Below are 24,437 nucleotides of genomic sequence, written 5' to 3' on the forward strand. Positions count from 1 at the left end.
GGCCCCCCCCCGGGGGCCCCCCGCCTCTTCCGTCTGGGTGCACCCGGTCTCACGGTCCGGCCTCCCCCTCCCGCTGGGTCCGCACCGGCCGGACGGGCGGGGCGGGCACGGGCCCGCGCGGGAACCGGCCCGCCTCCGCCCCGATGCCGGTTCCCGTGCCAACGCCCGGGCCGGTCCGCGCGGCTTCCTGCCATCCGCTGCTGAAGCCCCGGATCTCCGCGTCCACGGTGATCCGGGCGCCGACCTTGCCCACCACGGCGGTGAGCGTCCGCGCCACCTCACCGGTCCAGCGCCCGGACTCCCCGGCCTCGGCGGCGACTTCCACGGCTGCCGCGACCACCTCGGCCAGCCGGTCCTGCGCACTGCCGGCACTGCCGATCATGCACACCGCCTTTCGAAAATCTGTTCGAAATCCCGAAATCCCGAGGGTAACGCCCGGGCGGGGCGGGGCGCGACCCGCCGGGGCCGAGGAAAAGTGCGAGCTCGCACGAACTGGTTGCGCGCTCGCACGATTTCAATCACAATGAGTGCAGCGGCGGAGCTGTGCCCGCATCCCTCCCGGGCCGGCTCCGCCGCCGGCGCGCCCGGGCCCCGAGGCCCCGGCCGCACCCGCATCGCCCCGGGCCGTTCCCGTGAGCGGCTCCCCGGTGCGCTTCCCCGAACAGTCCGGACGAACTGGAGTGATGTCCGTCATGAGCCAAGTCCCGAGCGCCTTCCCCGATGTGGAGGCCATCGTCGTGGAGCTCCTCACCAACCGGCCGGAGCTGACGGGCGCGACCGTGGACGAGTCACCGCCTGCCGGTTTCAACGGCACCCAGCGCGTGGTCCTGGTCAACCGCCGGGGCGGTGCCTGGATCGACGATCTCCATGTCGAGCGGCCCGTCATCGAGCTGGAGGTATACGGCCCCGACAAGACGGCGGCCCATGTGCTGGCCAACGCGGCCCGCTCCGTACTGCTCCGCTCCCGGGGCGCGGTGCACGGCACCTGGCTCGTCACCGATGTGAGCGAGGCGGACGGCCCGCGCTGGCTGCCCGACTACGTCCACCCGGCGGCCAACCGCTATGTCTGCGTACTCCATCTGACGATGCGTACGCGCTGAGCCCACCCGAGGCCCACCGCCGTACGCCCCACAGACAAGGCCCCGCCGGATCGCACCGGCGGGGCCTTCGCCGTACCCACGGCGGCCAACCCGCACCACCCCTCATGAGATCGATCCCGATCAACCCATCACAAGGAGTTCCCATGGCAGGCAACAACTCTTCCGAGATCCGCGTCGCCGGCACCGGCCGGGTCCTGGTCGGCGCGGTCGGCGCGGCGGCCCCCACCGCCTTCTCCGCCAACCCCGCGTCCGACTGGGGCGCCGCCTGGACGGACCTCGGCTACACCACCACCGACGGGGTGACCTTCGCCAAGAAGGACAAGCTCGACCCGGTGGAGACCTGGCAGGCCATCAGCCCGGCCCGGTTCGTCTACTCGGACCGCGACCTGACGCTGAAGTTCGCGATGCTCCAGTTCAACGAGGACACGCTGCCGTTCTTCATCGGCGGCTCGAAGTCGGACGTGAAGGCGGTCGGCGCCCCGGCGAGCGGGGTCTACAGCCTGGACATCCCGGACGGCCCGACCTTCGACGAGCGCGCGCTCGGCCTGGAGTTCACGGACGGCAAGGACATCACCTACCGCTTCATCATCCCGCGCGGCCAGGTGACCTCGGCCGATGACGTCAAGCTCGCCCGCAAGTCGGCGGCCTCGCTCGGCGTCACCTTCACCGCGCTCTCCCAGGGGGCGACCGCGCCGCTGGCCACCTTCCTGATGAAGGACCCGGCGTACGCCGTCACCCCGTGACACCCCGCCGGGCGGGGCGGTTCCCCGCCCCGCCCGGCGTCCCCCTCGCAGGAAATCCCCTCCCCTCACCTCACCTCATCGGAGGCACACCCATGGCGACTTTCGACGTCAACGCCGCCCGCGCCCAGCGCATGGAGGCCATCGGCCGGACCTGGTCCTTCACCCTGGACGAGGACACCTTCGAGCTCCCGACCGAGCTCACCCGCACCGTGGCCAAGGCGCTGCGGAAGCTGGACGACAACGACGTGGACGGGCTGCTGTCGCTGCTGCTGGGCGCCAAGCAGTTCACCCGCTTCGAGAAGCACGACATCACCATGCAGGACATCGCCGCGATTCTGGAGGCGTACGGCAAGGAGACCGGGCTCGGCCTGGGGGAAGACTGAGCCTCGTCGCGTTCGCCGAAGAACACGCCGAGGCCCTCGAAGCCGACCTGCTCCGCCATTACGGTGTCGACCTCCTGGACTGGCACCGCGGTGAGCTCTCCTCCCGCCGGCTCGCGATCCTGGTCAAGCACCTGCCGAGGGACAGCGCGGTCAACCGCGAACTCCACGGCGAGGAGGCGGAGTGGTCGGTGACCGACCATCTGCTTGCGGCGACGGTGGACCATCTGGCCGCCGCGAACTGGATGTTCGCCACGGTCAACTCGGAGGACGCCCCGACGGACCCGCCGGAGCCGGTCCCGAGGCCGGGCCGGGCGGTCACCGAGGACGAACTGCCCGGGGACGAGCCCTCGCGCCCCGGGCCTGACGAAATCACCCGTTTCTTCGGGCATGCCTGACCGGCATCCATTGACCGGCACCCATGACCGGAGCGACGGACCTCTCACTGCGAGGTGAACATGGCGCTTCCCCCGGACCCCGATGTCCCCAAGTCGGCCATCACCGGTGATCCACTGCCGTACAAGGAGGCCAGCGAGACCTACGCAGGGCTTTCGCGATCGATTCTCCGGGAGTCCGAGACGACGGTCGCCCTGGCGAAAACCTGGGCGGAGAAATCCGAGACACACGCCGACGTCTCCAAGACCTGGGCAAGGGAATCAGAAACACACGCGGACTTCTCGAAGACAATTGTCGGGGAGACCCACACGATCGCGAACATCTCGAAGACATTCGCCGGGGACACTCACACCGAAGCCGATATGACCACGACGCGCGTCGGGGCTGCCGGGACCCTGGCGGGTGCTCAAGGAACGGTGGTCGGCGCTTCGGGCACGGTGGCCGGAGCGAGCGGAACGGCAGCTTTCCTCACCGCAGGACTCACCGCCCTGGCTACCAGTTTCGCAGTCATGACCGTGGGAATTTCCCTCTTCAAGGTCGATGAACGCGGAATAACAATTCTCGGCGCCACCAGGAAATGGCCCTATGGCGACAGGGTTCAGAGGTTTTTCGATCGGCTCGACGAGAGGATGCAGAACTCGGCACAAAGACAAGAAAAGCAAAAGCAGGACGAGCGCAACGAACAAATATCCCACTACCAGGCCAATCGCGAAAAGCTGAACAATGGAGTGGATCACTACACGGCCAACCGACCCAGGATCTTCGAGCAGGTCAACCACTATGCGCGGCATCGCGAGAATCTCGTCGAGCAGGCGAACCACTACAGATCACAGCGCGAAAAGCTCAAGAACGAAAACGGCTGGGCTGAGCAGGTCAACAAGATCGCCAGAAGCGCACAGCAGGCGATGGCCTCGCGGGACAACACCCGTCAGCAGATCTCGAACAACAGGCCGTCCGGAAGCCAGACCCCGGATCTCACCCGGGTGACCAATGACGTGCGAGTCCTGCGCGGTGCCGTGAACCAACTCATCGCCGCTCTCGCCTAAGGGGCACTCATGTCGCTCAACACAGCCGCGGGCCGCGCGTCCGGTGCGCTTCAGCAGTTGAAGACCCGGGCCGACAGCGCCGCACAGGCCGCCCAGGGCGTCGGCCGGTCCGCCACCACCGGCGAAGGCGGCCTGAAGAAGCTCGAAACCGCCGCCAAGAACTCCGCCCGTGAGCTCAAAACCCTCCGGGACAATTCCGACCGCGCCGAGAAGGCCGTCACCAGGGCCGGTAAGTCCGGACAGGCCAGCGGAACGGCGATCGGAAAGTTCAAGGGCGGCGCCGACAACGCCAAGAAGGGCATGGACGGGCTCAACAGGTCCATGAAGGGCAATATCATCGCCCGTCTCCTTGAGCTCTTCGCCCCCCTCATCGAGAAGGTCGTCGACATGGCGACCAAATCCGAGGGCATGCAGAAGATCCTCAAGAAAGCCTTCGACGCCATCAAAAAAGTCATCGAAACGGTGATGAAGAAGGTCGGTCCGATCATCAAGGACACGGCCGCCCTCATCAAAAAGGTCTGGGACGGCATCAAGGACAAGATCTCGAAGGTCATCAAAACGGTGGCCGACGGAATCAAAAAGGGCTTCAACGGATTCAAGAAGACCATCGACGACGTCATGGGAAAGATCAAGGGCGCCGTCAAGAAGGTGTGGGACGGCATCAAGGGTGTGATCTCACCCGTCGTCAACTGGGTCAGCAAGGACATTCCCAGTGCCTTCGGCAAGGTCAAGGACAAGCTCTCCGATTCCTGGGGCAAGCTCAAGGACATCGCGTCCAAGGCGTTCGACGGCATCAAAGGCGCGGTGAGGACCCCGATCAATGGCGTGATCGATCTGATCAACTCCGCGATCGGCAAGCTCAACGGCATCAAGGTGACGATCCCCGGCTGGATCCCCGGCGTCGGCGGCAAGACCTTCGGCGTCAGTCTGCCGAGGATCCCCAAGCTGGCCGAGGGCGCTCTCGTGGCCCCCCGGCTCGGCGGTGTGCCGGCGATCATCGCGGAGGCCGGCGAGGCCGAGGCCGTACTGCCCCTGTCCAAGCTGAACCGTCTGCTGCGGGTCACCGCCATGCGGGCCCGTCGGCGGCGGATCGCCATGGCGCGCGCCGGGGTGCACATCGAGCATTACCACGCGGCCGCCGCCAGTGACATGCGCGCGACAGCGCGGGTGTTGATGGCGCTGGCGAAAGCGCGCGGATGAGTGCGATCGCCGCCCCGGCCCTGAATCCGCTCGCCGGAATCGCGGGGCCGATGAATCAGCTCCACAACAGGGTCCGCGAAGCCGTCCGGGCCGTCCGGGCGGCAGCGCGCCCGATCCGCGAGGCGGGCACCGCCGCCAATCGGATCAGGACCGGCGCGAGCAATGCCCTCAAGACCGTCCAGGACATCAAGACACGCGGGGACTCCGCCCAGGCCCCCCTCAACGCCGTCGGCCGCAACGCCGGCACCGCCGCCGACGGGCTGAACAAGGGCCGGAGCCCGACCAGTTCGTCGCGCAGGTCGGCCAAATCCCTCGCCGACAGCTCGGGCAGCGTCATCTCCATCAGCGATCTGCTCGGCAGGACGATCGGCGGCATCGCCCCGCTCCTGGGCCCCCTCGGAATCGGCCTGACCGTCGCCGCCGTCGCCGTGACCGGCATCAACACCGCCATGCGGGCCAATCCGCTCGGCTTCGTCCTGGCCCTGCTGATACCGGTCGTCGACTATCTGGTCGATCTGGCGGTCAACTCCGAGACCGGGCAGCGGTTCATGAAGCAGGTCTTCGAGAAGGTGCAGTCCACCTTCAGCGGCATCAAGAAGAACCTGATCCCGGTCATCAAGAAGTACACCGAGGCCGTCTCCAAGGCGTTCGACTCCGTGAAGAGCACCATTTCCGGTGTGGTGACGGGCATCGGCAAGTCCATCGGGGACGGATTCCGCAAGGCCCGCGACACCGTCACCACCGCCACCAACGCCCTCACCGGCATCGTCCGCAAGGCGTGGAACGGACTCAGGGACAAGGTGCGCCCGGTCATCGACTGGATCACCAAGGACATCCCGGACGCCTTCAACCGGGTGAAGAACGCCACCACCGACACCGTGGGCGGCATCGGCGGCTTCCTGACCACCGGAATGCAGACCGTCGCCGGGGTGGTCAAGGGCCCGATCGAAGGAATCATCTCCTTCGCCAACTGGGTCATCGACGGGCTCAACAGCCTCAGCATCGACATCGGTGTGAAGAAGTGGGGACTGAACCTCCCCAAAATCCCGATGCTCGCCGAGGGCGGTGTCGTCACTCCCCCGAGCGGCTCACGGCCCGGCGCGGTGATCCCGCTCGGCGCGGTCGACCAGCTGAGGGCGGCCGAGCCCGGCTACCGGGAGAGGGAGCCCAGGGCACGCGAGGTCCGGCTGGAGACCTTCCGGGAGCGCGCGGAGAACAGCCCGTACGACACCGCCGAGGATCTGTACTTCCTGGCCAGGACCGCCTGACGGCCCACCCACACCACCGCATCGAGCAGGAGGTGACGGCCGCATGGCCACACCCATCAGCCCACCCGAGACCGAGATCGCCGCGACACCCGGCTCACTGATCACCCTCGACGGGCAGATCCAGTGGGCCGGAGTGCTGTTCGGCCCCGGTACGCCCTTCGAGATCGACCGGCAGGGCCTCACCGGCTGGGAGGATCTGCCGGAGGTCGACTCCTCCGACGCCGACCGGCCCACCTCGCACGGATCCTGGCCCGGCGCCCAGTACGCCCGCCCCCGCCGGATCGGCGGCCAGCTCTGGCTGCTGCCCGCACCCGGCACCGATCCGGCCGAGACCATGCGCACCCTGCGCCGTTCACTCGCCCTCCACGACCGGGAGCAGTGGCTGGCGGTACGGATCCACGGCGAGACCCTCGCCGTGCGGGCCCGGGTCGTCCAGCGGGTCATCCCGGCCGACCGCAATCTGCTCACCCAGGGCGTCGCCCGGGTGAGCGTGCAGTGGCTGGCCACCGACCCGCGCCGGTACGCCGTCGAGGAACAGCTCGGGACCACCGGTGTGCCCAAGCCGCCGACCGGGCTCACCTGGCCGCTGACCTGGCCGCTCAACTGGGGCGACGCCACGGTCACCGGCGATGTGACGATCCTCAACGAGGGCAGCGCGCCCGCCCATCCGGTGATCGCCTTCCGGGGGCCGTGCGGCAATCCCGCCCTCAACGACACCGCGGGCGGACGGCGGCTGCGCTATCTGATCGACCTCGCCGCCGAGGACGAACTGGTCGTGGACACCGGCGCCGGCACGGTGCTGCTCAACGGCACGGCCTCCATGCGCCACACCGCCGCGCCGGACAGCAGCCCCGAGGAACTGTTCGAGCTGCCGCCCGGTACCAGCCGGCTCGCCTACCGGCCGGCGCGGTCGGAACCCGACACCACCGTCTCCGTGCGCTGGCGCAGCGCGGACTGGTGACCTCCGGACCCTCCCGACAGCCGAGGGACATCGCAGTCCCGGGGGTCCGCCCGTACTCCCCTCACTCTTCTCCAAGGAGCACCTCATGACCGTACGCAGCGCCTGGCATCTGTCGACCGGCCAGACCCCGGAGGACACCCGGGTCACCACCTCCGGCCTGCTGACCCCCACCGGAGCCCTCAGTTCACGGGGCGGGGTCGTCCCCGGCGGCCTGGAAATCCGGGGGGTCTCCGGCATGCAGTGCGAGATCGGCCCCGGCCGGGCCATCATCCAGGGCACCGACAAGCAGGGCCCGTACATGGTCGCCGTCACCGAGCCGGAGATCCTGACCATGACCGCCGGCAACCCGACCCACGCACGGATCGACCGGATCGTCCTCATGGTCGAGGACAGCCCGTACGACAACTCGGGCCGGACCCAGGCCGTGGTCCGCGTCGTCGAGGGCCAGGCGTCGGCGGCGCCGGTCGAACCCCCGATGCCGGCCACCGCGCTGCCGCTCTACAGCGTGCGGGTGCACGCCGGAGCCTCGGGAGCCAGCCCGATCAACTGGAACACGGCCGTCATGCACCGGCGCTATCCCACCACCGCGCTCGGCGGCATCGTCCCCACCCATGGCTTCGACGGCATCTACACCGGCCAGTACCGGGACAACGGCAGCCGTCTGGAGCGCTGGGACGGCACCAAGTGGGCCGCCTACCCGCCCGTGCCGACCTGGAAGAGCTGGACCCCCACCTGGGGCAGCGCGGCGGCCACTCCACCGCTGTTCGGCAACTCCACCATCGAATGCCGCTATGTGCAGACCGGCCTGATGGTGCACTTCCAATTCCGGGTGCTCTTCGGCTCCACCACCAACTTCCGGACCGGCGGCGACAACTGGCGGTTCACCCTGCCCGTGCCCGCCGCCTCGGGCAACCACTGCATCGGTTTCGTGGAGCTGCACAACAGCACCAATGAGCGCGCCGTCGCCCGGATCCGCTGCTCCACCCCCACCTACTTCGAGCTGGAGGTCAGCTCCGGCAAGCCCAGCGCCGGAGCGATCCCGGCCGCCAACACCGGCATCGTCGACGCCATCTCCCCCTGGACCTGGGCCCCGAATCACATGATCAACGGCTCCGGCACCTACGAGGCGGCCTCCGCATGACAGCGGCCGGCACCCCCTATCGCGTGCTTTTCTGCGATCTGCTCACCGACCGCCCCATCGACGTGCTCCCGCTGCGCGATGTCTCGCTGGACGACTACATCGGCCGCCCCGGATCCCTCACCGGCACCATCCCGCTCCCCGGCACCGAGCTCGCCCAGCGGGTCCGGCAGATCCGGGAGGGCAGGACCGCGGTCTATCTGGAGCGCGGCGGCGATCTGTGGTGGGGAGGCATCCTCTGGACCACCACGCTCAACTCCGACGACAAGGGGACGATGTCGCTGGCGATCCAGGCCGCGACCTTCGACTCCTACGCCGCACGGCGCCGGATCCGCCGGAACATGTCCTTCGACAACGAGGACCCGCTGGAGATCGCCCGTGCGCTCTGGCGGTACGTCCAGTCCGACGAGGGCGGCGACATCGGCGTCACCCTCGGCGGCGAGGAGTCCCCGTACCGCCGGAAGATCAACTGGCGGGACGGCGACGAGACCCCCGTCGACGAGGCGTTCAAGCAGCTGACCGAGGGCGAGGACTCCTTCGAGTACCACATCGCCGTCTTTCGCGACCCGGAGACCGGAGCGCGGGTGAAACGGCTCCGGCTCGGCGCGCCCCGGCTTCCGTCCGGCAATGACGATCTGGTCTTCGACCGGCCGGGCTCGATCCTCGGCTACTCCGTCCCCGGTGACGGGACCCGGGCCGGGACCACCTCCCGCGCACGCGGCGGCAGCCCGCCGTCCGACGCGGGGCAGGAGGCCCGCCCGGTCGTCTCCCGGGTGTACATCGCCCCGGAGCTCCTCAAGGACGGCTGGCCCCGGATCGATCTCACCTCCGAGCACTCCTCGATCACCTCGAAGCGGGCCCTGAACTGGCGGGCCCGCGCGGAGCTCCGGCAGGCGCTGGGGGTTGTCGTCATCCCCGAGATCACCGTCCGGCTCGACGAGCGCACCCCGGTCCCGCCGCTGATGCTCGGCCGCCGGGTGCGGCTGCGGATGAACGACGAGTGGTACGCGCGCGGCGTCAGCGTCCGCTACCGGGTCATCGGGGTCAAGGTCGCCCCGCCGCAGCGCGGCCGGCCGGAGACCGCCGAACTCTTCCTGGAGGCCATCTGATGCCCACGCTGCCCGAGGACTTCATCGATCTCTTCCGGGAGCTCCAGCGCAAGGTGGATCAGCTCTCGCTGGCGGTCGCGGCCCGGCCGCTGCCCGGTGCCGTCGTCGACACCGGGCCGCCCGATCCCGACCGGGCGCTCCCGGTCCACAGCGCCGGCACCGGCAAGCTCGTCGAGATCGTCTCCGTACCGGAGGAGGGCGACCCGCCCCCGGAGCCCGCCGCCGGGTGACCGGGGCGCCCGGTCCCGTACACCCCACAGGCGTACGGGACCGGGCGCCCCGGCCGGGGCTCGCGGTACGCCTGCGAGCCCCGGCCCCCGCCGTCCGGTACGTCTGATTCCCACCCCGCCGAAGCGGGTGACACGTGCCACCCCGCTTCCCGAGCAGCTCCCGCACGAAGGGAACCCCCATGGCCACCCCACTCACCGCGGACCGGCTACTCACCGCGCTCCGCGCCGAAGGCGTCGGCGTCGTCGAGTACGACGGCTGGCGCACCCACAACCGCAACCGGGCCGGAGCCTGGGGCCCCGTCCACGGCGTGATGATCCATCACACCGTCAGCAGCGGCACCATCTCCTCCGTCGCGCTCTGCCGCGACGGCTACAGCGGTCTGCCCGGACCCCTCTGCCACGGGGTGATCGCCAAGGACGGCACCGTCCATCTGATCGGCCACGGCCGCGCCAATCACGCGGGCGGCGGGGACCCCGCCGTACTGCGCCAGGTGACGGACGAGAGCTACGGCGACCGGCCCGCCGCCCCCCGCATGCATCAGGGCAGCGCGGGCGCGGCCGACGGCAACGCCCGGTTCTACGGATTCGAGTGCGTCAATCTCGGCGACGGCGCCGACCCCTGGCCCGCCGCCCAGCTCGATGCCATCGAGCGGGCCGCCACCGCGCTCTGCCGGGCCCACGGCTGGAGCGCCAAGAGCGTCATCGGACATCTGGAGTGGTCCGACTGGAAGAGCGATCCACGCGGCTTCACCATGCCGGCGCTGCGCTCCCGGATCGCCCGCCGGCTGGGCGGCGAACCGGCCGCACCGCCGGCCCGGCCCCGCTACCAGCCGTTTCCGGGGAAGTCGTTCTTCACGGCCGGTCCCAGCTCGCCCATCGTCACCGCGATGGGCCGGCGGCTGATCGCCGAGGGCTGCTCCGCGTACACCATCGGCCCGGCGCCCCGCTGGGGCGAGGCCGACCGGCGCTCGTACGCGAAATGGCAGCGCAAGCTCGGCTTCCGCGGGGCGGACGCCGACGGATGGCCGGGGCGGGCGTCGTGGAACGCCCTCAAGGTCCCGTACACGCAGTGAAGGAGCCGGACATGTCCGGAGAGGAAACAGCAGGACCGGCGGCGGGGCACCGCACACGGCCCCCCTCGGCCGAGAGCGCCGGACGCGCCCCGTCGGGCGGGCACGCCGAGTCCGTCGCCCGCACCACCGCCCCGCGCCGCGAGGCCGCCCGACGCACCGCCCGTACCGTCCTCCAGACCGCCGTGGGCATCGCCGTCGCGCTGCCCGCGATCGTCGGCGCCTCGGGGATTCCGGCCGCCCTGCCCTGGGTCGCCGGGGCACTGGCCGTGGCCGGCGGACTGGCCCGGATCATGGCGCTGGACTCCGTACAGCGGCTGCTGCCGCCCTGGCTCCGCACAGAGCCGGCAGCGCCGCGCACCGCGTCCGACACGGGGGCCGCCGATGGCCGAGCCTGAGGCACGCCCGCCGGTCGCCGTGACCGTCGCCGTGGAGCTGGAGCGGCTGCACGGCACCCTGGAGGCGGGTTTCGCCCGGGTCGACGGCTCACTCGCGCTCATGGTGCAGCGCAGCGATCAGACCGACAAACAGCTCGCCGACATGGAATCCCGGCTGGACGCTTTGGAGCGCGCCCGCTGGCCGCTGGCCAGTATCGCCGCGCTCACCGCGAGTGTCGGGCTGATGCTCGCGGTCTGGGAACTCGCCGGCCGCTGACCCGGCGCGGGCACAGCGAGTACGCCGAAGGGCGGCCACCCCTTCCGGGGTGACCGCCCTTCGTTCACTTCATCGCACCACTACTGGTTGTACGGACCGTAGTCGTAGTCCTCCAGCGGCACGGCCTGGCCGGAGCCGGAGCCGAACGGCGAGTAGTCGATGTCGTCGTAGCCGACGGCCGAGTACATCGCGGCCTTGGCCTCCTCGGTGGGCTCCACCCGGATGTTGCGGTAGCGGGCGAGGCCCGTACCGGCCGGGATGAGCTTTCCGATGATGACGTTCTCCTTGAGGCCGATCAGGGAGTCCGACTTGGCGTTGATCGCCGCGTCGGTCAGAACCCTGGTCGTCTCCTGGAAGGACGCCGCCGACAGCCACGACTCGGTGGCGAGCGAGGCCTTGGTGATACCCATCAGCTGCGGACGGCCGGAGGCGGGGTGACCGCCCTCGGTGACCACACGGCGGTTCTCCGTCTCGAACTTCGAACGCTCGACCAGCTCGCCCGGCAGCAGCTCCGCGTCGCCGGACTCGATGATCGTCACCCGGCGGAGCATCTGCCGGATGATGATCTCGATGTGCTTGTCGTGGATCGACACACCCTGCGAGTTGTAGACCTTCTGGACTTCGCCGACCAGGTGGACCTGGACCGCGCGCTGACCGAGGATCCGCAGCACGTCGTGCGGGTTGGTGGCACCGTAGGTGAGCTTCTGGCCCACCTCCACGTGGTCGCCCTCGTGGACCATGACCTTGGCACGCTTCGAGATCGGGAACGCCGTCTCGTCGCTGCCGTCGTCGGGGGTGACGACGATCTTCTTGGTCTTCTCGGTCTCCTCGATCCGGACACGTCCGGAGGCCTCGGAGATCGGGGCGACACCCTTGGGCGTACGGGCCTCGAAGAGCTCGACGACACGCGGCAGACCCTGGGTGATGTCGTCACCGGCCACACCACCGGTGTGGAAGGTACGCATCGTCAGCTGGGTACCGGGCTCACCGATGGACTGGGCGGCGATGATGCCGACCGCCTCACCGATGTCGACCAGCTTGCCGGTGGCCAGCGAGCGGCCGTAGCAGTACGCACAGGTGCCGACCGCGGACTCACAGGTCAGGACCGAACGGGTCTTGACCTCCTCGACACCGGCCGCGACGAGCGCGTCGATGAGCACATCGCCGAGGTCGACATTTGCCGGCGCGATGACCTTGCCGTCGACGACGACATCCTCGGCGAGCATCCGCGCGTACACCGAGGTCTCGACGTCCTCGGCCTTGCGGAGCACACCGTCCGCCGACTTCTCGGCGATCCGCAGCTTCAGACCGCGGTCGGTGCCGCAGTCCTCCTCGCGGATGATGACGTCCTGCGAGACGTCCACCAGACGACGGGTGAGGTAACCCGAGTCGGCGGTACGCAGGGCGGTGTCGGCCAGACCCTTTCGGGCACCGTGGGTGGAGATGAAGTACTCCAGCACGGACAGACCCTCACGGAACGACGCCTTGATGGGACGCGGAATCGTCTCGTTCTTGGCGTTGGACACCAGACCACGCATACCGGCGATCTGACGCATCTGCATCATGTTTCCACGAGCACCCGAGTCCACCATCATGAAGATGGGGTTGGTCTTCGGGAAGTTCGCGTTCATGGCCTCGGCGACTTCCTTCGTCGCCCGGGTCCACGTGTCGATCAGCTCGTTCGTGCGCTCCTGCTTGGTGATCAGGCCGCGCTCGTACTGCTTCTGGATCTTCTCGTCGATCGCCTCGTAGGACGCGACGATCGCCTTCTTCGCCTCCGGGACGACAATGTCCGAGATGGCGACGGTGACGCCGGAGCGGGTCGCCCAGAAGAAGCCGGACGCCTTCAGGTTGTCGAGCGTCGCCGCCACGATGACCTTGGGGTACCGCTCGGCGAGGTCGTTGACGATCTCGGAGAGCTGCTTCTTGCCGACGGAGTAGTCGACGAAGGGGTAGTCCTCGGGCAGCAGCTCGTTGAAGAGCGCGCGGCCCAGGGTGGTGCGCAGCCGGAAGCTGTCGCCCTGCTGCCAGTCGGCCGCGACCGAGGACTCGCCGTCCTCGTCCACCGGCGGGGTCCAGCCGCGGGGCGGGATGGTGCCCACCGGGAAGCGGATGTCGACCTTGGCCTGGAGCGAGAGCTCGCGGGCGTCGAACGCCATGATCGCTTCGGCGGTGGAGCCGAAGGACCGGCCCTCGCCCTTGACCTCGCGCTCCTCCTCGTCCGTGGTGAGGAAGAAGAGGCCGAGCACCATGTCCTGGGTGGGCATGGTGACCGGACGGCCGTCGGCCGGCTTGAGGATGTTGTTCGAGGACAGCATCAGGATGCGGGCCTCGGCCTGCGCCTCCGCGGAGAGCGGCAGGTGGACGGCCATCTGGTCACCGTCGAAGTCCGCGTTGAACGCGGTGCAGACGAGCGGGTGGATCTGGATGGCCTTGCCCTCGACGAGCTGCGGCTCGAAGGCCTGGATGCCGAGGCGGTGCAGCGTGGGCGCACGGTTCAGCAGCACCGGGTGTTCGGCGATGACCTCTTCGAGGACGTCGTACACGACGGTGCGGCCGCGCTCGACCATGCGCTTGGCCGACTTGATGTTCTGCGCGTGGTTCAGGTCGACCAGGCGCTTCATCACGAACGGCTTGAAGAGCTCCAGCGCCATGGCCTTGGGCAGACCGCACTGGTGCAGCTTGAGCTGCGGGCCGACGACGATGACGGAACGCGCCGAGTAGTCGACTCGCTTGCCGAGGAGGTTCTGGCGGAAACGGCCCTGCTTGCCCTTGAGCATGTCGCTCAGGGACTTCAGCGGACGGTTGCCGGGGCCCGTGACCGGGCGGCCGCGGCGGCCGTTGTCGAAGAGGGCGTCGACCGCCTCCTGGAGCATCCGCTTCTCGTTGTTCACGATGATCTCGGGGGCACCGAGGTCGAGCAGACGCTTCAGACGGTTGTTGCGGTTGATCACCCGGCGGTACAGGTCGTTCAGGTCGGAGGTCGCGAAGCGGCCACCGTCCAGCTGCACCATCGGACGCAGGTCCGGCGGGATGACCGGTACGCAGTCCAGCACCATGCCCTTGGGGCTGTTGCTGGTCTGCAGGAACGCGGAGACGACCTTGAGGCGCTTGAGCGCACGGGTCTTCTTCTGGCCCTTGCCGGTGCGGATGATCTCGCGGAGGCGCTCGGCCTCCTCGTCGAGGTCGAAGGACTCCAGGCGCTTCTGCAGCGCGGCGGCGCCCATCGAACCGTCGAAGTAGGTGCCGAAGCGGTCGCGCAGCTCGCGGTAGAGGAGCTCGTCGCCCTCCAGGTCCTGGACCTTGAGGTTCTTGAAGCGGTTCCACACCTCGTCGAGGCGGTCGATCTCGCGCTGCGCGCGGTCGCGGAGCTGCTTCATCTCGCGCTCGGCACCCTCGCGCACCTTGCGGCGCACATCGGCCTTGGCGCCCTCGGCCTCCAGCTCGGCCAGGTCGGTCTCGAGCTTCTTGGCACGGGCCTCGAGGTCGGCGTCGCGGCGGTTCTCGACCTGCTGGCGCTCGACGGAGACATGCGCCTCCAGCGAGGGCAGGTCGCGGGTGCGGCGCTCCTCGTCCACGAACGTGATCATGTACGCGGCGAAGTAGATGACCTTCTCGAGGTCCTTCGGCGCGAGGTCCAGCAGGTAGCCCAGGCGCGACGGGACGCCCTTGAAGTACCAGATGTGGGTGACGGGGGCGGCCAGCTCAATGTGGCCCATCCGCTCACGGCGCACCTTGGCGCGGGTGACCTCGACGCCACAGCGCTCGCAGATGATGCCCTTGAAGCGGACACGCTTGTACTTACCGCAGTAGCACTCCCAGTCCCGGGTCGGACCGAAGATCTTCTCGCAGAAGAGTCCGTCCTTCTCGGGCTTGAGCGTGCGGTAGTTGATCGTCTCGGGCTTCTTTACCTCACCGTGCGACCACTGGCGAATGTCGTCAGCGGTGGCCAGGCCGATCCGAAGCTCATCGAAGAAGTTGACGTCGAGCACTATGCGTCAATCCCTCTCAGGGTTGTGTCTCAAGGTGGTCTGTACGGGGTCCGGGGCAGCGGCCGGGATCACCTGGAGGTGATCCCGGCCGGACCCGTCAGACCTCTTCGACGCTGCTCGGCTCGCGCCGGGACAGGTCGATGCCGAGCTCTTCCGCAGCGCGGAAGACGTCCTCGTCGGTGTCGCGCATCTCGATGGACATGCCGTCCGAGGACAGCACCTCCACGTTGAGGCACAGGGACTGCATCTCCTTGATGAGCACCTTGAAGGACTCGGGGATGCCGGGCTCGGGGATGTTCTCGCCCTTGACGATGGCCTCGTAGACCTTCACACGGCCGGTGACGTCGTCGGACTTGATGGTCAGCAGCTCCTGGAGGGCGTAGGCGGCGCCATAAGCCTCCAGCGCCCACACCTCCATCTCTCCGAAGCGCTGGCCACCGAACTGGGCCTTACCACCCAGCGGCTGCTGGGTGATCATCGAGTACGGACCGGTCGAGCGCGCGTGCAGCTTGTCGTCGACCAGGTGGTGGAGCTTGAGGATGTACATGTACCCGATCGAGATCGGGTCCGGGAACGGCTCACCGGAGCGGCCGTCGAACATCCTCGCCTTGCCGGACGGGAGGACCATCCGGTCACCGTCGCGGTTGGGGATCGTGGACTCGAAGAGTCCGGCGATCTCGTCCTCGCGGGCGCCGTCGAAGACGGGGGTGGCGACATTGGTGCCGGGGCGGACGTCGTCCGCGCCGATCGCCTTCAGCCGCTCCATCCACTCCTCGTTGCCCTCGACCTTCCAGCCCTGGCTGGCGAGCCAGCCGAGGTGGATCTCCAGGACCTGTCCCGGGTTCATCCGGGACGGGACACCGAGGGGGTTGAGGATGATGTCGACCGGGGTGCCGTCCTCCAGGAACGGCATGTCCTCGATCGGCAGGATCTTGGAGATGACGCCCTTGTTGCCGTGACGGCCGGCGAGCTTGTCACCATCGGTGATCTTGCGCTTCTGGGCGACATAGACCCGGACCAGCTGGTTGACGCCGGGCGGGAGCTCGTCGCCTTCCTCGCGGTCGAAGACGCGGACGCCGATGACCTTGCCGATCTCGCCGTGGGGCACCTTCAGCGAGGTGTCACGGACCTCACGGGCCTTCTCGCCGAAGATCGCGCGGAGCAGGCGCTCCTCCGGGGTGAGCTCGGTCTCGCCCTTGGGCGTGACCTTGCCGACCAGGATGTCGCCGGCGACGACCTCGGCACCGATGCGGATGATGCCGCGCTCGTCGAGGTCGGCGAGGACCTCCTCGGAGACGTTCGGGATGTCCCGGGTGATCTCCTCGGGGCCGAGCTTGGTGTCACGGGCGTCGACCTCGTGCTCCTCGATGTGGATCGAGGAGAGGACGTCGTCCTGCACGAGGCGCTGCGACAGGATGATCGCGTCCTCGTAGTTGTGACCCTCCCACGGCATGAAGGCCACGAGCAGGTTCTTGCCGAGCGCCATCTCGCCCTGCTCGGTCGCCGGTCCGTCGGCGAGGACCTGGGACTCGATGACCCGGTCGCCCTCGGAGACGATGACCTTCTGGTTGACCGAGGTGCCCTGGTTGGAGCGGGAGAACTTGGCCACCCGGTAGGTGGTGTAGGTGCCGTCGTCGTTGGCGACGGTGATGTAGTCCGCGGAGACCTCCTGGACCACACCGTCCTTCTCCGCCTTGATGACGTCACCGGCGTCGACCGCGCAGCGGTACTCCATGCCGGTGCCGACCAGCGGCGACTCCGCCGTGATCAGCGGAACGGCCTGGCGCATCATGTTCGCGCCCATGAGGGCACGGTTGGCGTCGTCGTGCTCCAGGAAGGGGATCATCGCGGTGGCGACGGACACCATCTGGCGCGGCGAGACGTCCATGTAGTCGACCTCGGCCGGCGGCACGTAGTCGACCTCGCCACCGCGGCGGCGGACCAGCACGCGGGGCTCGGTGAAGTGCATGTCGTCGGAGATGGTCGCGTTCGCCTGGGCGATGACGAAGCGGTCTTCCTCATCGGCCGTGAGGTAGTCGACGTCGTCCGTGACCTGGCCCTCGACGACCTTGCGGTACGGGGTCTCGACGAAACCGAACGCGTTGACCCGGCCGTAGGAGGCGAGCGAGCCGATCAGACCGATGTTCGGGCCTTCGGGGGTCTCGATCGGACACATGCGGCCGTAGTGCGAGGGGTGCACGTCACGGACCTCGAAGCCGGCCCGCTCACGCGAGAGACCACCCGGGCCGAGCGCCGACAGACGGCGCTTGTGGGTGAGCCCCGAGAGGGGGTTGTTCTGGTCCATGAACTGGGACAGCTGGCTGGTGCCGAAGAACTCCTTGATGGAGGCGACGACCGGCCGGATGTTGATCAGGGTCTGCGGCGTGATCGCCTCGACGTCCTGAGTGGTCATGCGCTCGCGCACGACCCGCTCCATACGGGCGAGACCCGTACGGACCTGGTTCTGGATCAGCTCGCCGACATTGCGCAGACGGCGGTTGCCGAAGTGGTCGATGTCGTCGGTCTCGACAACGATCTGGGTGCCGGACTCGCCGACCGTCTCGGTCTCGCCGGCGTGCAGCTTGACCAGGTACTTGATGGTCGCGATGACGTCGTCGGTGGTGAGCACCCCGGCGTCCAGCGGCTCATCGGCGCCGAGCTTCTTGTTGACCTTGTAACGGCCGACCTTGGCCAGGTCGTAGCGCTTCGGGTTGAAGTAGAGGTTCTCCAGCAGCGTCTGGGCGGCCTCACGGGTCGGCGGCTCGCCGGGACGGAGCTTGCGGTAGATGTCGAGCAGCGCGTCGTCCTGGCCCTGGGTGTGGTCCTTCTCCAGGGTGGCGCGCATCGACTCGTACTCGCCGAACTCCTGAAGGATCTGTTCGGTCGTCCAGCCGAGGGCCTTCAGCAGCACGGTGACGGACTGCTTGCGCTTGCGGTCGATGCGGACACCGACCATGTCGCGCTTGTCGATCTCCATCTCCAGCCAGGCACCCCGGGACGGGATGATCTTGGCGGTGAAGATGTCCTTGTCGGACGTCTTGTCGATGGAGGAGTCGAAGTAGACGCCGGGCGAGCGCACCAGCTGGGACACCACGACACGCTCGGTGCCGTTGATGACGAAGGTGCCCTTGTTCGTCATGAGCGGGAAGTCGCCCATGAAGACCGTCTGGGACTTGATCTCGCCGGTCTCGTTATTGGTGAACTCGGCGGTGACGAAGAGCGGGGCCGCGAAGGTGAAGTCGCGCTCCTTGCACTCGTCGATGGAGTTCTTCGGAGGCTCGAAGCGGTGGTCGCGGAAGGTCAGCGACATCGACCCGCTGAAGTCCTCGATCGGGGAGATCTCCTCGAAGATCTCCTCCAGACCTGACTTGGTGGGGACGTCCTGTCCACTGTCCAGAGCCGCCTCGACCCGAGCCTTCCACGCAGCATTGCCGAGCAGCCAGTCGAAGCTCTCGGTCTGGAGCGCGAGGAGGTTCGGAACCTCAAGAGGCTCCTTGATCTTTGCAAAAGAGATGCGCAGCGGGGCGGTGCTGGCGCCGTTGTTCGTATTCGCGGTCGAGGCGTTGCGCGAGGCGGCCAAGAGGGGGTCCTTCCGAGGGCTCGGACTCACTACGCGCGTACCGGTGTCCCAAGCCGTGCACAGAGAGAGAAGTCCCAGGTCAGGGATGGATCAATCCACAGTGCTGATGCGAGGGGATGCCCCTGGTGACGGGCAGGGGGCAGCTAACAGGCAGCGCAAAGGGTCAGTGTAGCCACTTGGCACACTGATGTCCAGTGCGGGTTCTTTCGACCCTCGTTGTTCTCAACTCCGCGATACTTCGCGCCGTGCGACGCACATCGATCCTGCCCGTTCGTTCACCGATCCATGCCTCGGATCCGGATCGGTTGTGACGACGAGTCCTTAAGATTGCGCGCTGCGTGCGGTTCGTCAAGGCCCCCCATCCCGGTCTGGCTGTTGAGATCGTCACTGACCAGGGGCTGACCTGGGCGGGGTGCGGACGGCGATGATCACCATACTCGTCGCACGGAGAAGTGCAACGCGGCCCCCGCGCACGCCGAAGGGCGACCACCCGGATGGGTGATCGCCCTTCGATCGAGCCGGCTGACGGCTCAGTGGGGCCTCAGCGAGTCACTGGTGAGCCGCTGACGGCCCGGGAGAGTCAACGAGGACTCGGAAGGTCACTTGACCTCGACGGAGGCGCCGGCGCCCTTGAGGGACTCGGCAGCCTTCTCGGCGGCCTCCTTGGCGACCTTCTCGAGGACGGGCTTCGGGGCGCCGTCGACGAGGTCCTTGGCCTCCTTCAGGCCGAGCGAGGTGAGCTCGCGCACGACCTTGATGACCTGGATCTTCTTCTCGCCGGCACCGGTGAGGATGACGTCGAACTCGTCCTGCTCCTCGACGGCCTCGACGGCGGCAGCGCCACCGGCGGCGGCGACGGCGACCGGGGCAGCGGCGGTGACGTCGAACTTCTCCTCGAAGGCGGAGACGAATCCGGCCAGCTCCAGGAGGGTCATTTCCTCGAACTGAGCGAGCAGGTCTTCCTGGCTGAGCTTCGCCATGATGGGCGATCCTTCCACTAAATCGGCGTGTGCCGGGTGTATGTGACGGCGGGCGTCTGCCTCAACGGCAGTTCTTCCGAAGACGGCCCGCTGCGATCAGCGCTGCGGAGCGGCGCCGATCAATGCGCGAGCCGAATTACTCGGCACCGCCCTGCTCGGCCTTCTTGGCACGAAGCGCCTCCGCGGTGCGGACGAACTTCGAGGGAAGCGCCTGGAAGAGCGCGGCAGCCTGGGACTGCTTGCCCTTCATGGCGCCCGCCAGCTTGGCGAGCAGAACCTCGCGGGACTCGAGGTCCGCGAGCTTCTTGATCTCATCGGCGGACATCGCCTTGCCATCAAGGACACCGCCCTTGATGATCAGGTTGGGGTTGTCCTTGGCGAAGTCACGGAGACCCTTCGCCGACTCCACCGGGTCACCGGTGACGAAGGCAACAGCCGTCGGACCGTTGAACAGGTCGTCGAGCGTGTTGATCCCGGCCTCGTTGGCCGCAATCTTGGTCAGCGTGTTCTTCACCACGGCGTACTGGGCGTTCTCACCGAGCGAACGGCGCAGCTGCTTGAGCTGTGCCACGGTGAGACCCCGGTACTCGGTCAGCACGGCGGCGTTCGAGCTGCGGAACTGGTCCGCGAGCTCGGCTACCGCGGCAGCCTTGTCGGGCCTTGCCATGAGCGTCGGCCTCCTTCCGGGTGATGAGGACCGCGCGGACCCGAAGGAGGACGAACAAACGAAAACGCCCCGGCGCAGGCGCACGGGGCGTAGCTCGACCGGAATGAATCCCGGGAGCTCTCCAGTGTCACCTGCGCAGGCCGTCCGCAGCTGAGCGGATCCTTCGGTGCCGCACTCTCTGACGAGCACGCGGCAACGACCAGCGGTCTTTGGCTTCCGGGGAAGCGTACGTGACCGGGTCGCATGGACGCAAATCCATGGTTTCGCCCCCGGGCCGGGCGGGCATGCGACGGTCCTCCCGCCTCCGGGAGGACGCCTCCGGGAGGCGGCGACAGGAACGGCCCCGGCGGGAAGCCGGGGCCGTGCACCGCGCTCGGCGGGAGGGGCGGGCGGAGCCGTGTGCCCCACCCCGCCGCGGGAGCCGCTGGTCAGCCGAGGCCGGACGCCTTCATCTCGTCGCCCATGCCCTGGAGCTCCTTGAGCATCTCCATGAGGTCGAAGGTCTCGCCCGCCGGCGGAGCCTTGACCGCGGCCTTCACGCCGTAGTCCGTGTACGTCATGACCATCGTCATCTTGCCGTCAGGCGAGTCGATGTCGACGTCCATCTTCACCGGGTAGTCGTCCTCATTGACCCAGACCTCGGTGTCGAAGCCGTTGATCCCGGACTTCTTGATGCCGTCCAGCAGCTTGGCCCGGTCCTCCTTGGAGAAGGTGTCCAGCGACTTGTTGGAGGAGATCATCTCCTTGACGCTGATCTTGCCCGTGTAGTGCTGCGTCCTGACGCCGCCGATCGTCTCCTCGCCGACGTGCTTGACGCCCGGCGATTCGAGCAGCATGGCCAGCTGCGAGGCCGGGTCCTGGTTCATGGACTCCAGGCTGCCGGTCATCTGCTTCTGCAGCGCCTTGTCCCCGGACATCTCGGCCATGCCGGCGATGTCCATCTTCATCCAGCGCTTGCCGTCCATGTCCTTGGCCGACTTGGCGCCCATGTCCATGTACATGACGTTGTCCAGCCAGACCATGCGGCTCTGCTCCGGACCGCCCTGGGACTTCAGCGCGCCACCGGTGATGGTCATGTCCATCACCGTGGGATCCCAGCCCATGACACCGGACATCTTCATGTCGCTGCCGCCGGCCTCGGTCGCCATCTTGCCGGACATCTTCATGTCCATCTCCACCTTGGCCGTCCTGGCCTCGGAGGTCTTCTTGTACGCCGAGGTGAGGACCTGCGTCACCGAGCGGTCCTCGCCCTTGCCGGCGCCCTTGTCGGCGGCCTTCTTGTCGGCGGCCTCACCGCCGCAGCCCGCGATGCCGGCCACAACGGCCACCGCCGTCAGACAGACTCCGGCACGCTTCCATGCGGACTTGCTCATTTCCACCCCTTGTACGTCATACGAACTCATGCACGGTATCTCACCCGTCTGACAGCAGGACAACAGAAAACCGGCCCCCGCAGCCGTGATAGCTGCGGGGGCCGGCTTTTCGCTGTGCCCGGTGCGTCTGGATCAGACGGAGGCCGGGTCCTCCTCGACGAGGAGGTTGCGGGTGCGGTTGGAGTCCAGCGGGATGCCGGGGCCCATCGTCGTCGCGAGGGTCGCCTTCTTGATGTAGCGGCCCTTGGCGGCGGACGGCTTCAGACGGAGGATCTCCTCCAGCGCCGCGCCGTAGTTCTCGACCAGCTTCGTCTCATCGAAGGAAACCTTGCCGATGATGAAGTGCAGGTTCGAGTGCTTGTCGACACGGAACTCGATCTTGCCGCCCTTGATGTCGTTCACAGCCTTGGCGACATCGGGGGTGACGGTGCCGGTCTTCGGGTTCGGCATCAGACCACGCGGACCGAGCACACGGCCGAGGCGACCGACCTTGCCCATGAGGTCCGGGGTGGCGACGACGGCGTCGAAGTCCAGGAAGCCCTTCGACACCTGGTCGATGAGCTCGTCGGCGCCGACGATGTCGGCGCCCGCGGCACGCGCGGCCTCGGCACGGTCACCGGTCGCGAAGACCAGGACCCGGGCGGTCTTGCCGGTGCCGTGCGGAAGGATCACGGTGCCGCGGACCATCTGGTCGGCCTTGCGCGGGTCAACACCCAGACGCAGGGCGACCTCGACGGTGCCGTCGAACTTGGCGGAGGCGGTGTCCTTGGCGAGACGGACGGCCTCGAGCGGGGCGTAGTTGCGCTCCCGGTCGATCTTGGCGTCCGCAGCGCGGAGTGCCTTGCTGCGCTTCACTTCTGCTCCTGTTGCAGTATCGCCAGGCGGTTTCCCGCATGGCAGGTGTGGAGTTGTGGTGCGGGCCGGCGCACGGCCCTGCCACAGAGGTCAGACGGGGACGATCAGCCCTCGACCGTGATGCCCATGGAACGGGCGGTGCCGGCGATGATCTTCTCGGCGGCGTCCAGGTCGTTGGCGTTCAGGTCGGGCATCTTGGTGGTGGCGATGTCGCGGACCTGGTCGCGCGTGAGCTTGGCGACCTTGGTCTTGTGCGGCTCGCCGGAGCCCTTCTCCACACCCGCGGCCTTGAGGATCAGCTTGGCGGCCGGCGGAGTCTTGGTGATGAAGGTGAAGGAGCGGTCCTCGTAGACCGTGATCTCCACCGGCACGACCATGCCACGCTGCGACTCGGTCGCGGCGTTGTAGGCCTTGCAGAACTCCATGATGTTGACGCCGTGCTGACCGAGCGCGGGGCCGACCGGCGGTGCCGGGTTGGCCGCGCCGGCCTTGATCTGGAGCTTGATAAGCCCCGTGACCTTCTTCTTCTTGGGAGGCATTGCTCTCTCCGGGTCCTAGTGAGAGTTTTGAGCACCCCACCCGGTCATCCGGATGGAGGCATACCGCACAACGATAACGGGTATAGCTGTCCGGTTAAAAACCGACAGGTCAGGACTGCCGTGAAGGCGGTCCTGACCTGGTCGGAAGCGTGTGCTTCGGAAGATCCGCTGGATCCTCGGATCCGCTAGTTCTTCTGGATCTGGTCGAAGCTGAGCTCGACCGGGGTCTCGCGGCCGAAGATCTCGACCAGGCCCTTGACCTTCTTCGAGTCGGCGTTGATCTCGTTGATCGTCGCCTGGAGGGTGGCGAAGGGGCCGTCGGTGACGGTGACCGAGTCGCCGACCTCGAAGTCGAGCACCTGAACCTCGACCTTGCGGGCCGGGGCGGGCTCGCCCTTGGCCTCGGCGGCGGCGCGGGCGGCCTTCTCCTCGGCCTCCGGGGCGAGCATCTTGACGATCTCGTCCAGGGTCAGCGGGTACGGGTCGTAGGCGTTGCCGACGAAGCCGGTGACGCCGGGGGTGTTGCGGACAACGCCCCAGGACTCGTTGGTGAGGTCCATCCGGACCAGGACGTAACCGGGAAGCTTGTTCTGGCGGACGTTCTTGCGCTCGCCGTTCTTGATCTGGACGATCTCTTCCTCGGGCACTTCGGCCTGGTAGATGAACTCCTCGACGTTGAGCGAGACGGCACGCTGCTCCAGGTTGGCCTTGACGCGCTTCTCGTACCCGGCATAGGTGTGGATGACGTACCACTCACCGGGGAGAAGGCGCAGCTCGTCGCGGAGCGCGGCGATGGGGTCGACCGGGGCCTCGGGCTCCTCGTCGGCCTCGTCGGCCGCTTCGAGGTCGCCCTCGGCGTCCTCGTCATCGGATTCGTCGGCGTCCGCGTCGGCGGCGGAGTCATCGGACTCGTCCGTGTCGTCCTCGACGTGGAGGGCGGCGGCCTCGGCGGGCTCCCCGGCCTCGGCGTCAGCAGCTTCCGCCTGGTCTTCGTCGGCCGCCTCAACGATGTCGAGCTCGTCCTCGGCGGACTCGGCGGACTCGAAGATCTCGTCGCCGGGCTCAACGGCCTCGTTCAGGTTCGGGTCAGACACGGTGGCTGCTTCTTTCTGGATACAGATGGGTGGAACAAGCGAAAGGCTGCCGCCATGCCGAC

General features: G+C 68.0%; 23 protein-coding genes. 14 read left to right on the plus strand and 9 right to left on the minus strand.

Annotation, left to right across the window (positions count from 1 at the left end):
• Positions 1–49: 49 nt before the first annotated feature.
• Positions 50–382: a hypothetical protein gene (locus AAFN69_RS10300; RefSeq protein ID WP_347728034.1), complete on the minus strand. Its 333-nt coding sequence runs from the start codon at positions 380–382 to the stop codon at positions 50–52.
• 310 nt (positions 383–692) lie between these two features.
• Between AAFN69_RS10300 and AAFN69_RS10305 the strand changes: the two genes are divergently transcribed.
• From AAFN69_RS10305 to AAFN69_RS10370, 14 genes are all read left to right on the plus strand, one after another.
• Positions 693–1,100 (plus strand): hypothetical protein, encoded by a 408-nt coding sequence (locus AAFN69_RS10305; RefSeq protein ID WP_347728035.1) that lies wholly within the window; start codon positions 693–695, stop codon positions 1,098–1,100.
• 143 nt (positions 1,101–1,243) lie between these two features.
• On the plus strand, positions 1,244–1,843 hold the full coding sequence (locus tag AAFN69_RS10310) for a phage tail protein (RefSeq protein ID WP_347728036.1): 600 nt from the start codon (positions 1,244–1,246) through the stop codon (positions 1,841–1,843).
• Between the two features lie 92 nt (positions 1,844–1,935).
• On the plus strand, positions 1,936–2,226 hold the full coding sequence (locus tag AAFN69_RS10315; RefSeq protein WP_347728037.1) for a hypothetical protein: 291 nt from the start codon (positions 1,936–1,938) through the stop codon (positions 2,224–2,226).
• A gap of 47 nt (positions 2,227–2,273) precedes the next feature.
• Positions 2,274–2,621: a hypothetical protein gene (locus AAFN69_RS10320; RefSeq protein ID WP_347728119.1), complete on the plus strand. Its 348-nt coding sequence runs from the start codon at positions 2,274–2,276 to the stop codon at positions 2,619–2,621.
• A gap of 60 nt (positions 2,622–2,681) precedes the next feature.
• Positions 2,682–3,665: a hypothetical protein gene (locus AAFN69_RS10325; protein ID WP_347728038.1), complete on the plus strand. Its 984-nt coding sequence runs from the start codon at positions 2,682–2,684 to the stop codon at positions 3,663–3,665.
• A gap of 9 nt (positions 3,666–3,674) precedes the next feature.
• The gene (locus tag AAFN69_RS10330; RefSeq protein WP_347728039.1) at positions 3,675–4,865 is read left to right on the plus strand and encodes a phage tail protein; all 1,191 of its coding nucleotides are present in this window, start codon (positions 3,675–3,677) and stop codon (positions 4,863–4,865) included.
• Positions 4,862–6,133, plus strand: a complete 1,272-nt coding sequence (locus AAFN69_RS10335) for a tape-measure protein (RefSeq protein WP_347728040.1) — start codon at positions 4,862–4,864, stop codon at positions 6,131–6,133. The genes AAFN69_RS10330 and AAFN69_RS10335 overlap by 4 nt, the downstream gene beginning before the upstream one ends.
• A gap of 43 nt (positions 6,134–6,176) precedes the next feature.
• Positions 6,177–7,094, plus strand: coding sequence for a phage tail protein (locus tag AAFN69_RS10340; protein ID WP_347728041.1), 918 nt, complete (start codon positions 6,177–6,179; stop codon positions 7,092–7,094).
• A gap of 85 nt (positions 7,095–7,179) precedes the next feature.
• Positions 7,180–8,235: a hypothetical protein gene (locus AAFN69_RS10345; protein ID WP_347728042.1), complete on the plus strand. Its 1,056-nt coding sequence runs from the start codon at positions 7,180–7,182 to the stop codon at positions 8,233–8,235.
• Positions 8,232–9,341, plus strand: a complete 1,110-nt coding sequence (locus AAFN69_RS10350) for a hypothetical protein (protein ID WP_347728043.1) — start codon at positions 8,232–8,234, stop codon at positions 9,339–9,341. The genes AAFN69_RS10345 and AAFN69_RS10350 overlap by 4 nt, the downstream gene beginning before the upstream one ends.
• The gene (locus AAFN69_RS10355) at positions 9,341–9,571 is read left to right on the plus strand and encodes a hypothetical protein (protein ID WP_347728044.1); all 231 of its coding nucleotides are present in this window, start codon (positions 9,341–9,343) and stop codon (positions 9,569–9,571) included. The genes AAFN69_RS10350 and AAFN69_RS10355 overlap by 1 nt, the downstream gene beginning before the upstream one ends.
• A gap of 179 nt (positions 9,572–9,750) precedes the next feature.
• Positions 9,751–10,644 (plus strand): peptidoglycan-binding protein, encoded by an 894-nt coding sequence (locus tag AAFN69_RS10360; RefSeq protein WP_347728045.1) that lies wholly within the window; start codon positions 9,751–9,753, stop codon positions 10,642–10,644.
• Positions 10,645–10,826: 182 nt separating this feature from the next.
• Positions 10,827–11,039: a hypothetical protein gene (locus AAFN69_RS10365; protein ID WP_347728120.1), complete on the plus strand. Its 213-nt coding sequence runs from the start codon at positions 10,827–10,829 to the stop codon at positions 11,037–11,039.
• On the plus strand, positions 11,026–11,295 hold the full coding sequence (locus AAFN69_RS10370) for a hypothetical protein (protein WP_347728046.1): 270 nt from the start codon (positions 11,026–11,028) through the stop codon (positions 11,293–11,295). The genes AAFN69_RS10365 and AAFN69_RS10370 overlap by 14 nt, the downstream gene beginning before the upstream one ends.
• Before the next feature lie 80 nt (positions 11,296–11,375).
• On the opposite strand, the gene AAFN69_RS10375 is transcribed toward AAFN69_RS10370, so the two are convergent.
• From AAFN69_RS10375 to nusG, 8 genes are all read right to left on the minus strand, one after another.
• The gene (locus tag AAFN69_RS10375; protein WP_347728047.1) at positions 11,376–15,287 is read right to left on the minus strand and encodes a DNA-directed RNA polymerase subunit beta'; all 3,912 of its coding nucleotides are present in this window, start codon (positions 15,285–15,287) and stop codon (positions 11,376–11,378) included.
• Positions 15,288–15,384: 97 nt separating this feature from the next.
• Positions 15,385–18,867: a DNA-directed RNA polymerase subunit beta gene (gene rpoB, locus AAFN69_RS10380; RefSeq protein WP_347728048.1), complete on the minus strand. Its 3,483-nt coding sequence runs from the start codon at positions 18,865–18,867 to the stop codon at positions 15,385–15,387.
• A gap of 599 nt (positions 18,868–19,466) precedes the next feature.
• Positions 19,467–19,847, minus strand: a complete 381-nt coding sequence (gene rplL / locus AAFN69_RS10385; RefSeq protein ID WP_347728049.1) for a 50S ribosomal protein L7/L12 — start codon at positions 19,845–19,847, stop codon at positions 19,467–19,469.
• A 136-nt stretch (positions 19,848–19,983) separates the two neighbouring features.
• Entirely contained in the window at positions 19,984–20,514 is a 531-nt protein-coding gene (gene rplJ / locus AAFN69_RS10390) for a 50S ribosomal protein L10 (RefSeq protein WP_347728050.1), read from the minus strand.
• Between the two features lie 428 nt (positions 20,515–20,942).
• Entirely contained in the window at positions 20,943–21,887 is a 945-nt protein-coding gene (locus AAFN69_RS10395; protein WP_347728051.1) for a hypothetical protein, read from the minus strand.
• A 132-nt stretch (positions 21,888–22,019) separates the two neighbouring features.
• Positions 22,020–22,742, minus strand: a complete 723-nt coding sequence (rplA, locus tag AAFN69_RS10400; protein WP_347728052.1) for a 50S ribosomal protein L1 — start codon at positions 22,740–22,742, stop codon at positions 22,020–22,022.
• A gap of 104 nt (positions 22,743–22,846) precedes the next feature.
• Positions 22,847–23,281: a 50S ribosomal protein L11 gene (gene rplK, locus AAFN69_RS10405; protein WP_347728053.1), complete on the minus strand. Its 435-nt coding sequence runs from the start codon at positions 23,279–23,281 to the stop codon at positions 22,847–22,849.
• Between the two features lie 185 nt (positions 23,282–23,466).
• Entirely contained in the window at positions 23,467–24,375 is a 909-nt protein-coding gene (gene nusG, locus AAFN69_RS10410; protein ID WP_347728054.1) for a transcription termination/antitermination protein NusG, read from the minus strand.
• Positions 24,376–24,437 lie beyond the last annotated feature (62 nt).

It is taken from the genome of Streptomyces sp. CAU 1734, from assembly GCF_039888735.1.
GTDB lineage: Bacteria > Actinomycetota > Actinomycetes > Streptomycetales > Streptomycetaceae > Streptomyces.

What these genes read in the sequence shown, in the direction of transcription:
- rplL (WP_347728049.1), bottom strand. Translation starts at nt 19,847, where the DNA reads ATGGCGAAGCTCAGCCAGGAAGACCTGCTCGCTCAGTTCGAGGAAATG.
- AAFN69_RS10360 (WP_347728045.1), top strand. Translation starts at nt 9,751, where the DNA reads ATGGCCACCCCACTCACCGCGGACCGGCTACTCACCGCGCTCCGCGCC.
- AAFN69_RS10350 (WP_347728043.1), top strand. Translation starts at nt 8,232, where the DNA reads ATGACAGCGGCCGGCACCCCCTATCGCGTGCTTTTCTGCGATCTGCTC.
- AAFN69_RS10305 (WP_347728035.1), top strand. Translation starts at nt 693, where the DNA reads ATGAGCCAAGTCCCGAGCGCCTTCCCCGATGTGGAGGCCATCGTCGTG.
- AAFN69_RS10335 (WP_347728040.1), top strand. Translation starts at nt 4,862, where the DNA reads ATGAGTGCGATCGCCGCCCCGGCCCTGAATCCGCTCGCCGGAATCGCG.
- rplJ (WP_347728050.1), bottom strand. Translation starts at nt 20,514, where the DNA reads ATGGCAAGGCCCGACAAGGCTGCCGCGGTAGCCGAGCTCGCGGACCAG.
- AAFN69_RS10355 (WP_347728044.1), top strand. Translation starts at nt 9,341, where the DNA reads ATGCCCACGCTGCCCGAGGACTTCATCGATCTCTTCCGGGAGCTCCAG.
- rplK (WP_347728053.1), bottom strand. Translation starts at nt 23,281, where the DNA reads ATGCCTCCCAAGAAGAAGAAGGTCACGGGGCTTATCAAGCTCCAGATC.
- AAFN69_RS10370 (WP_347728046.1), top strand. Translation starts at nt 11,026, where the DNA reads ATGGCCGAGCCTGAGGCACGCCCGCCGGTCGCCGTGACCGTCGCCGTG.
- AAFN69_RS10300 (WP_347728034.1), bottom strand. Translation starts at nt 382, where the DNA reads ATGATCGGCAGTGCCGGCAGTGCGCAGGACCGGCTGGCCGAGGTGGTC.
- AAFN69_RS10325 (WP_347728038.1), top strand. Translation starts at nt 2,682, where the DNA reads ATGGCGCTTCCCCCGGACCCCGATGTCCCCAAGTCGGCCATCACCGGT.
- AAFN69_RS10315 (WP_347728037.1), top strand. Translation starts at nt 1,936, where the DNA reads ATGGCGACTTTCGACGTCAACGCCGCCCGCGCCCAGCGCATGGAGGCC.
- AAFN69_RS10345 (WP_347728042.1), top strand. Translation starts at nt 7,180, where the DNA reads ATGACCGTACGCAGCGCCTGGCATCTGTCGACCGGCCAGACCCCGGAG.
- AAFN69_RS10395 (WP_347728051.1), bottom strand. Translation starts at nt 21,887, where the DNA reads ATGAGCAAGTCCGCATGGAAGCGTGCCGGAGTCTGTCTGACGGCGGTG.
- AAFN69_RS10330 (WP_347728039.1), top strand. Translation starts at nt 3,675, where the DNA reads ATGTCGCTCAACACAGCCGCGGGCCGCGCGTCCGGTGCGCTTCAGCAG.
- AAFN69_RS10310 (WP_347728036.1), top strand. Translation starts at nt 1,244, where the DNA reads ATGGCAGGCAACAACTCTTCCGAGATCCGCGTCGCCGGCACCGGCCGG.
- AAFN69_RS10340 (WP_347728041.1), top strand. Translation starts at nt 6,177, where the DNA reads ATGGCCACACCCATCAGCCCACCCGAGACCGAGATCGCCGCGACACCC.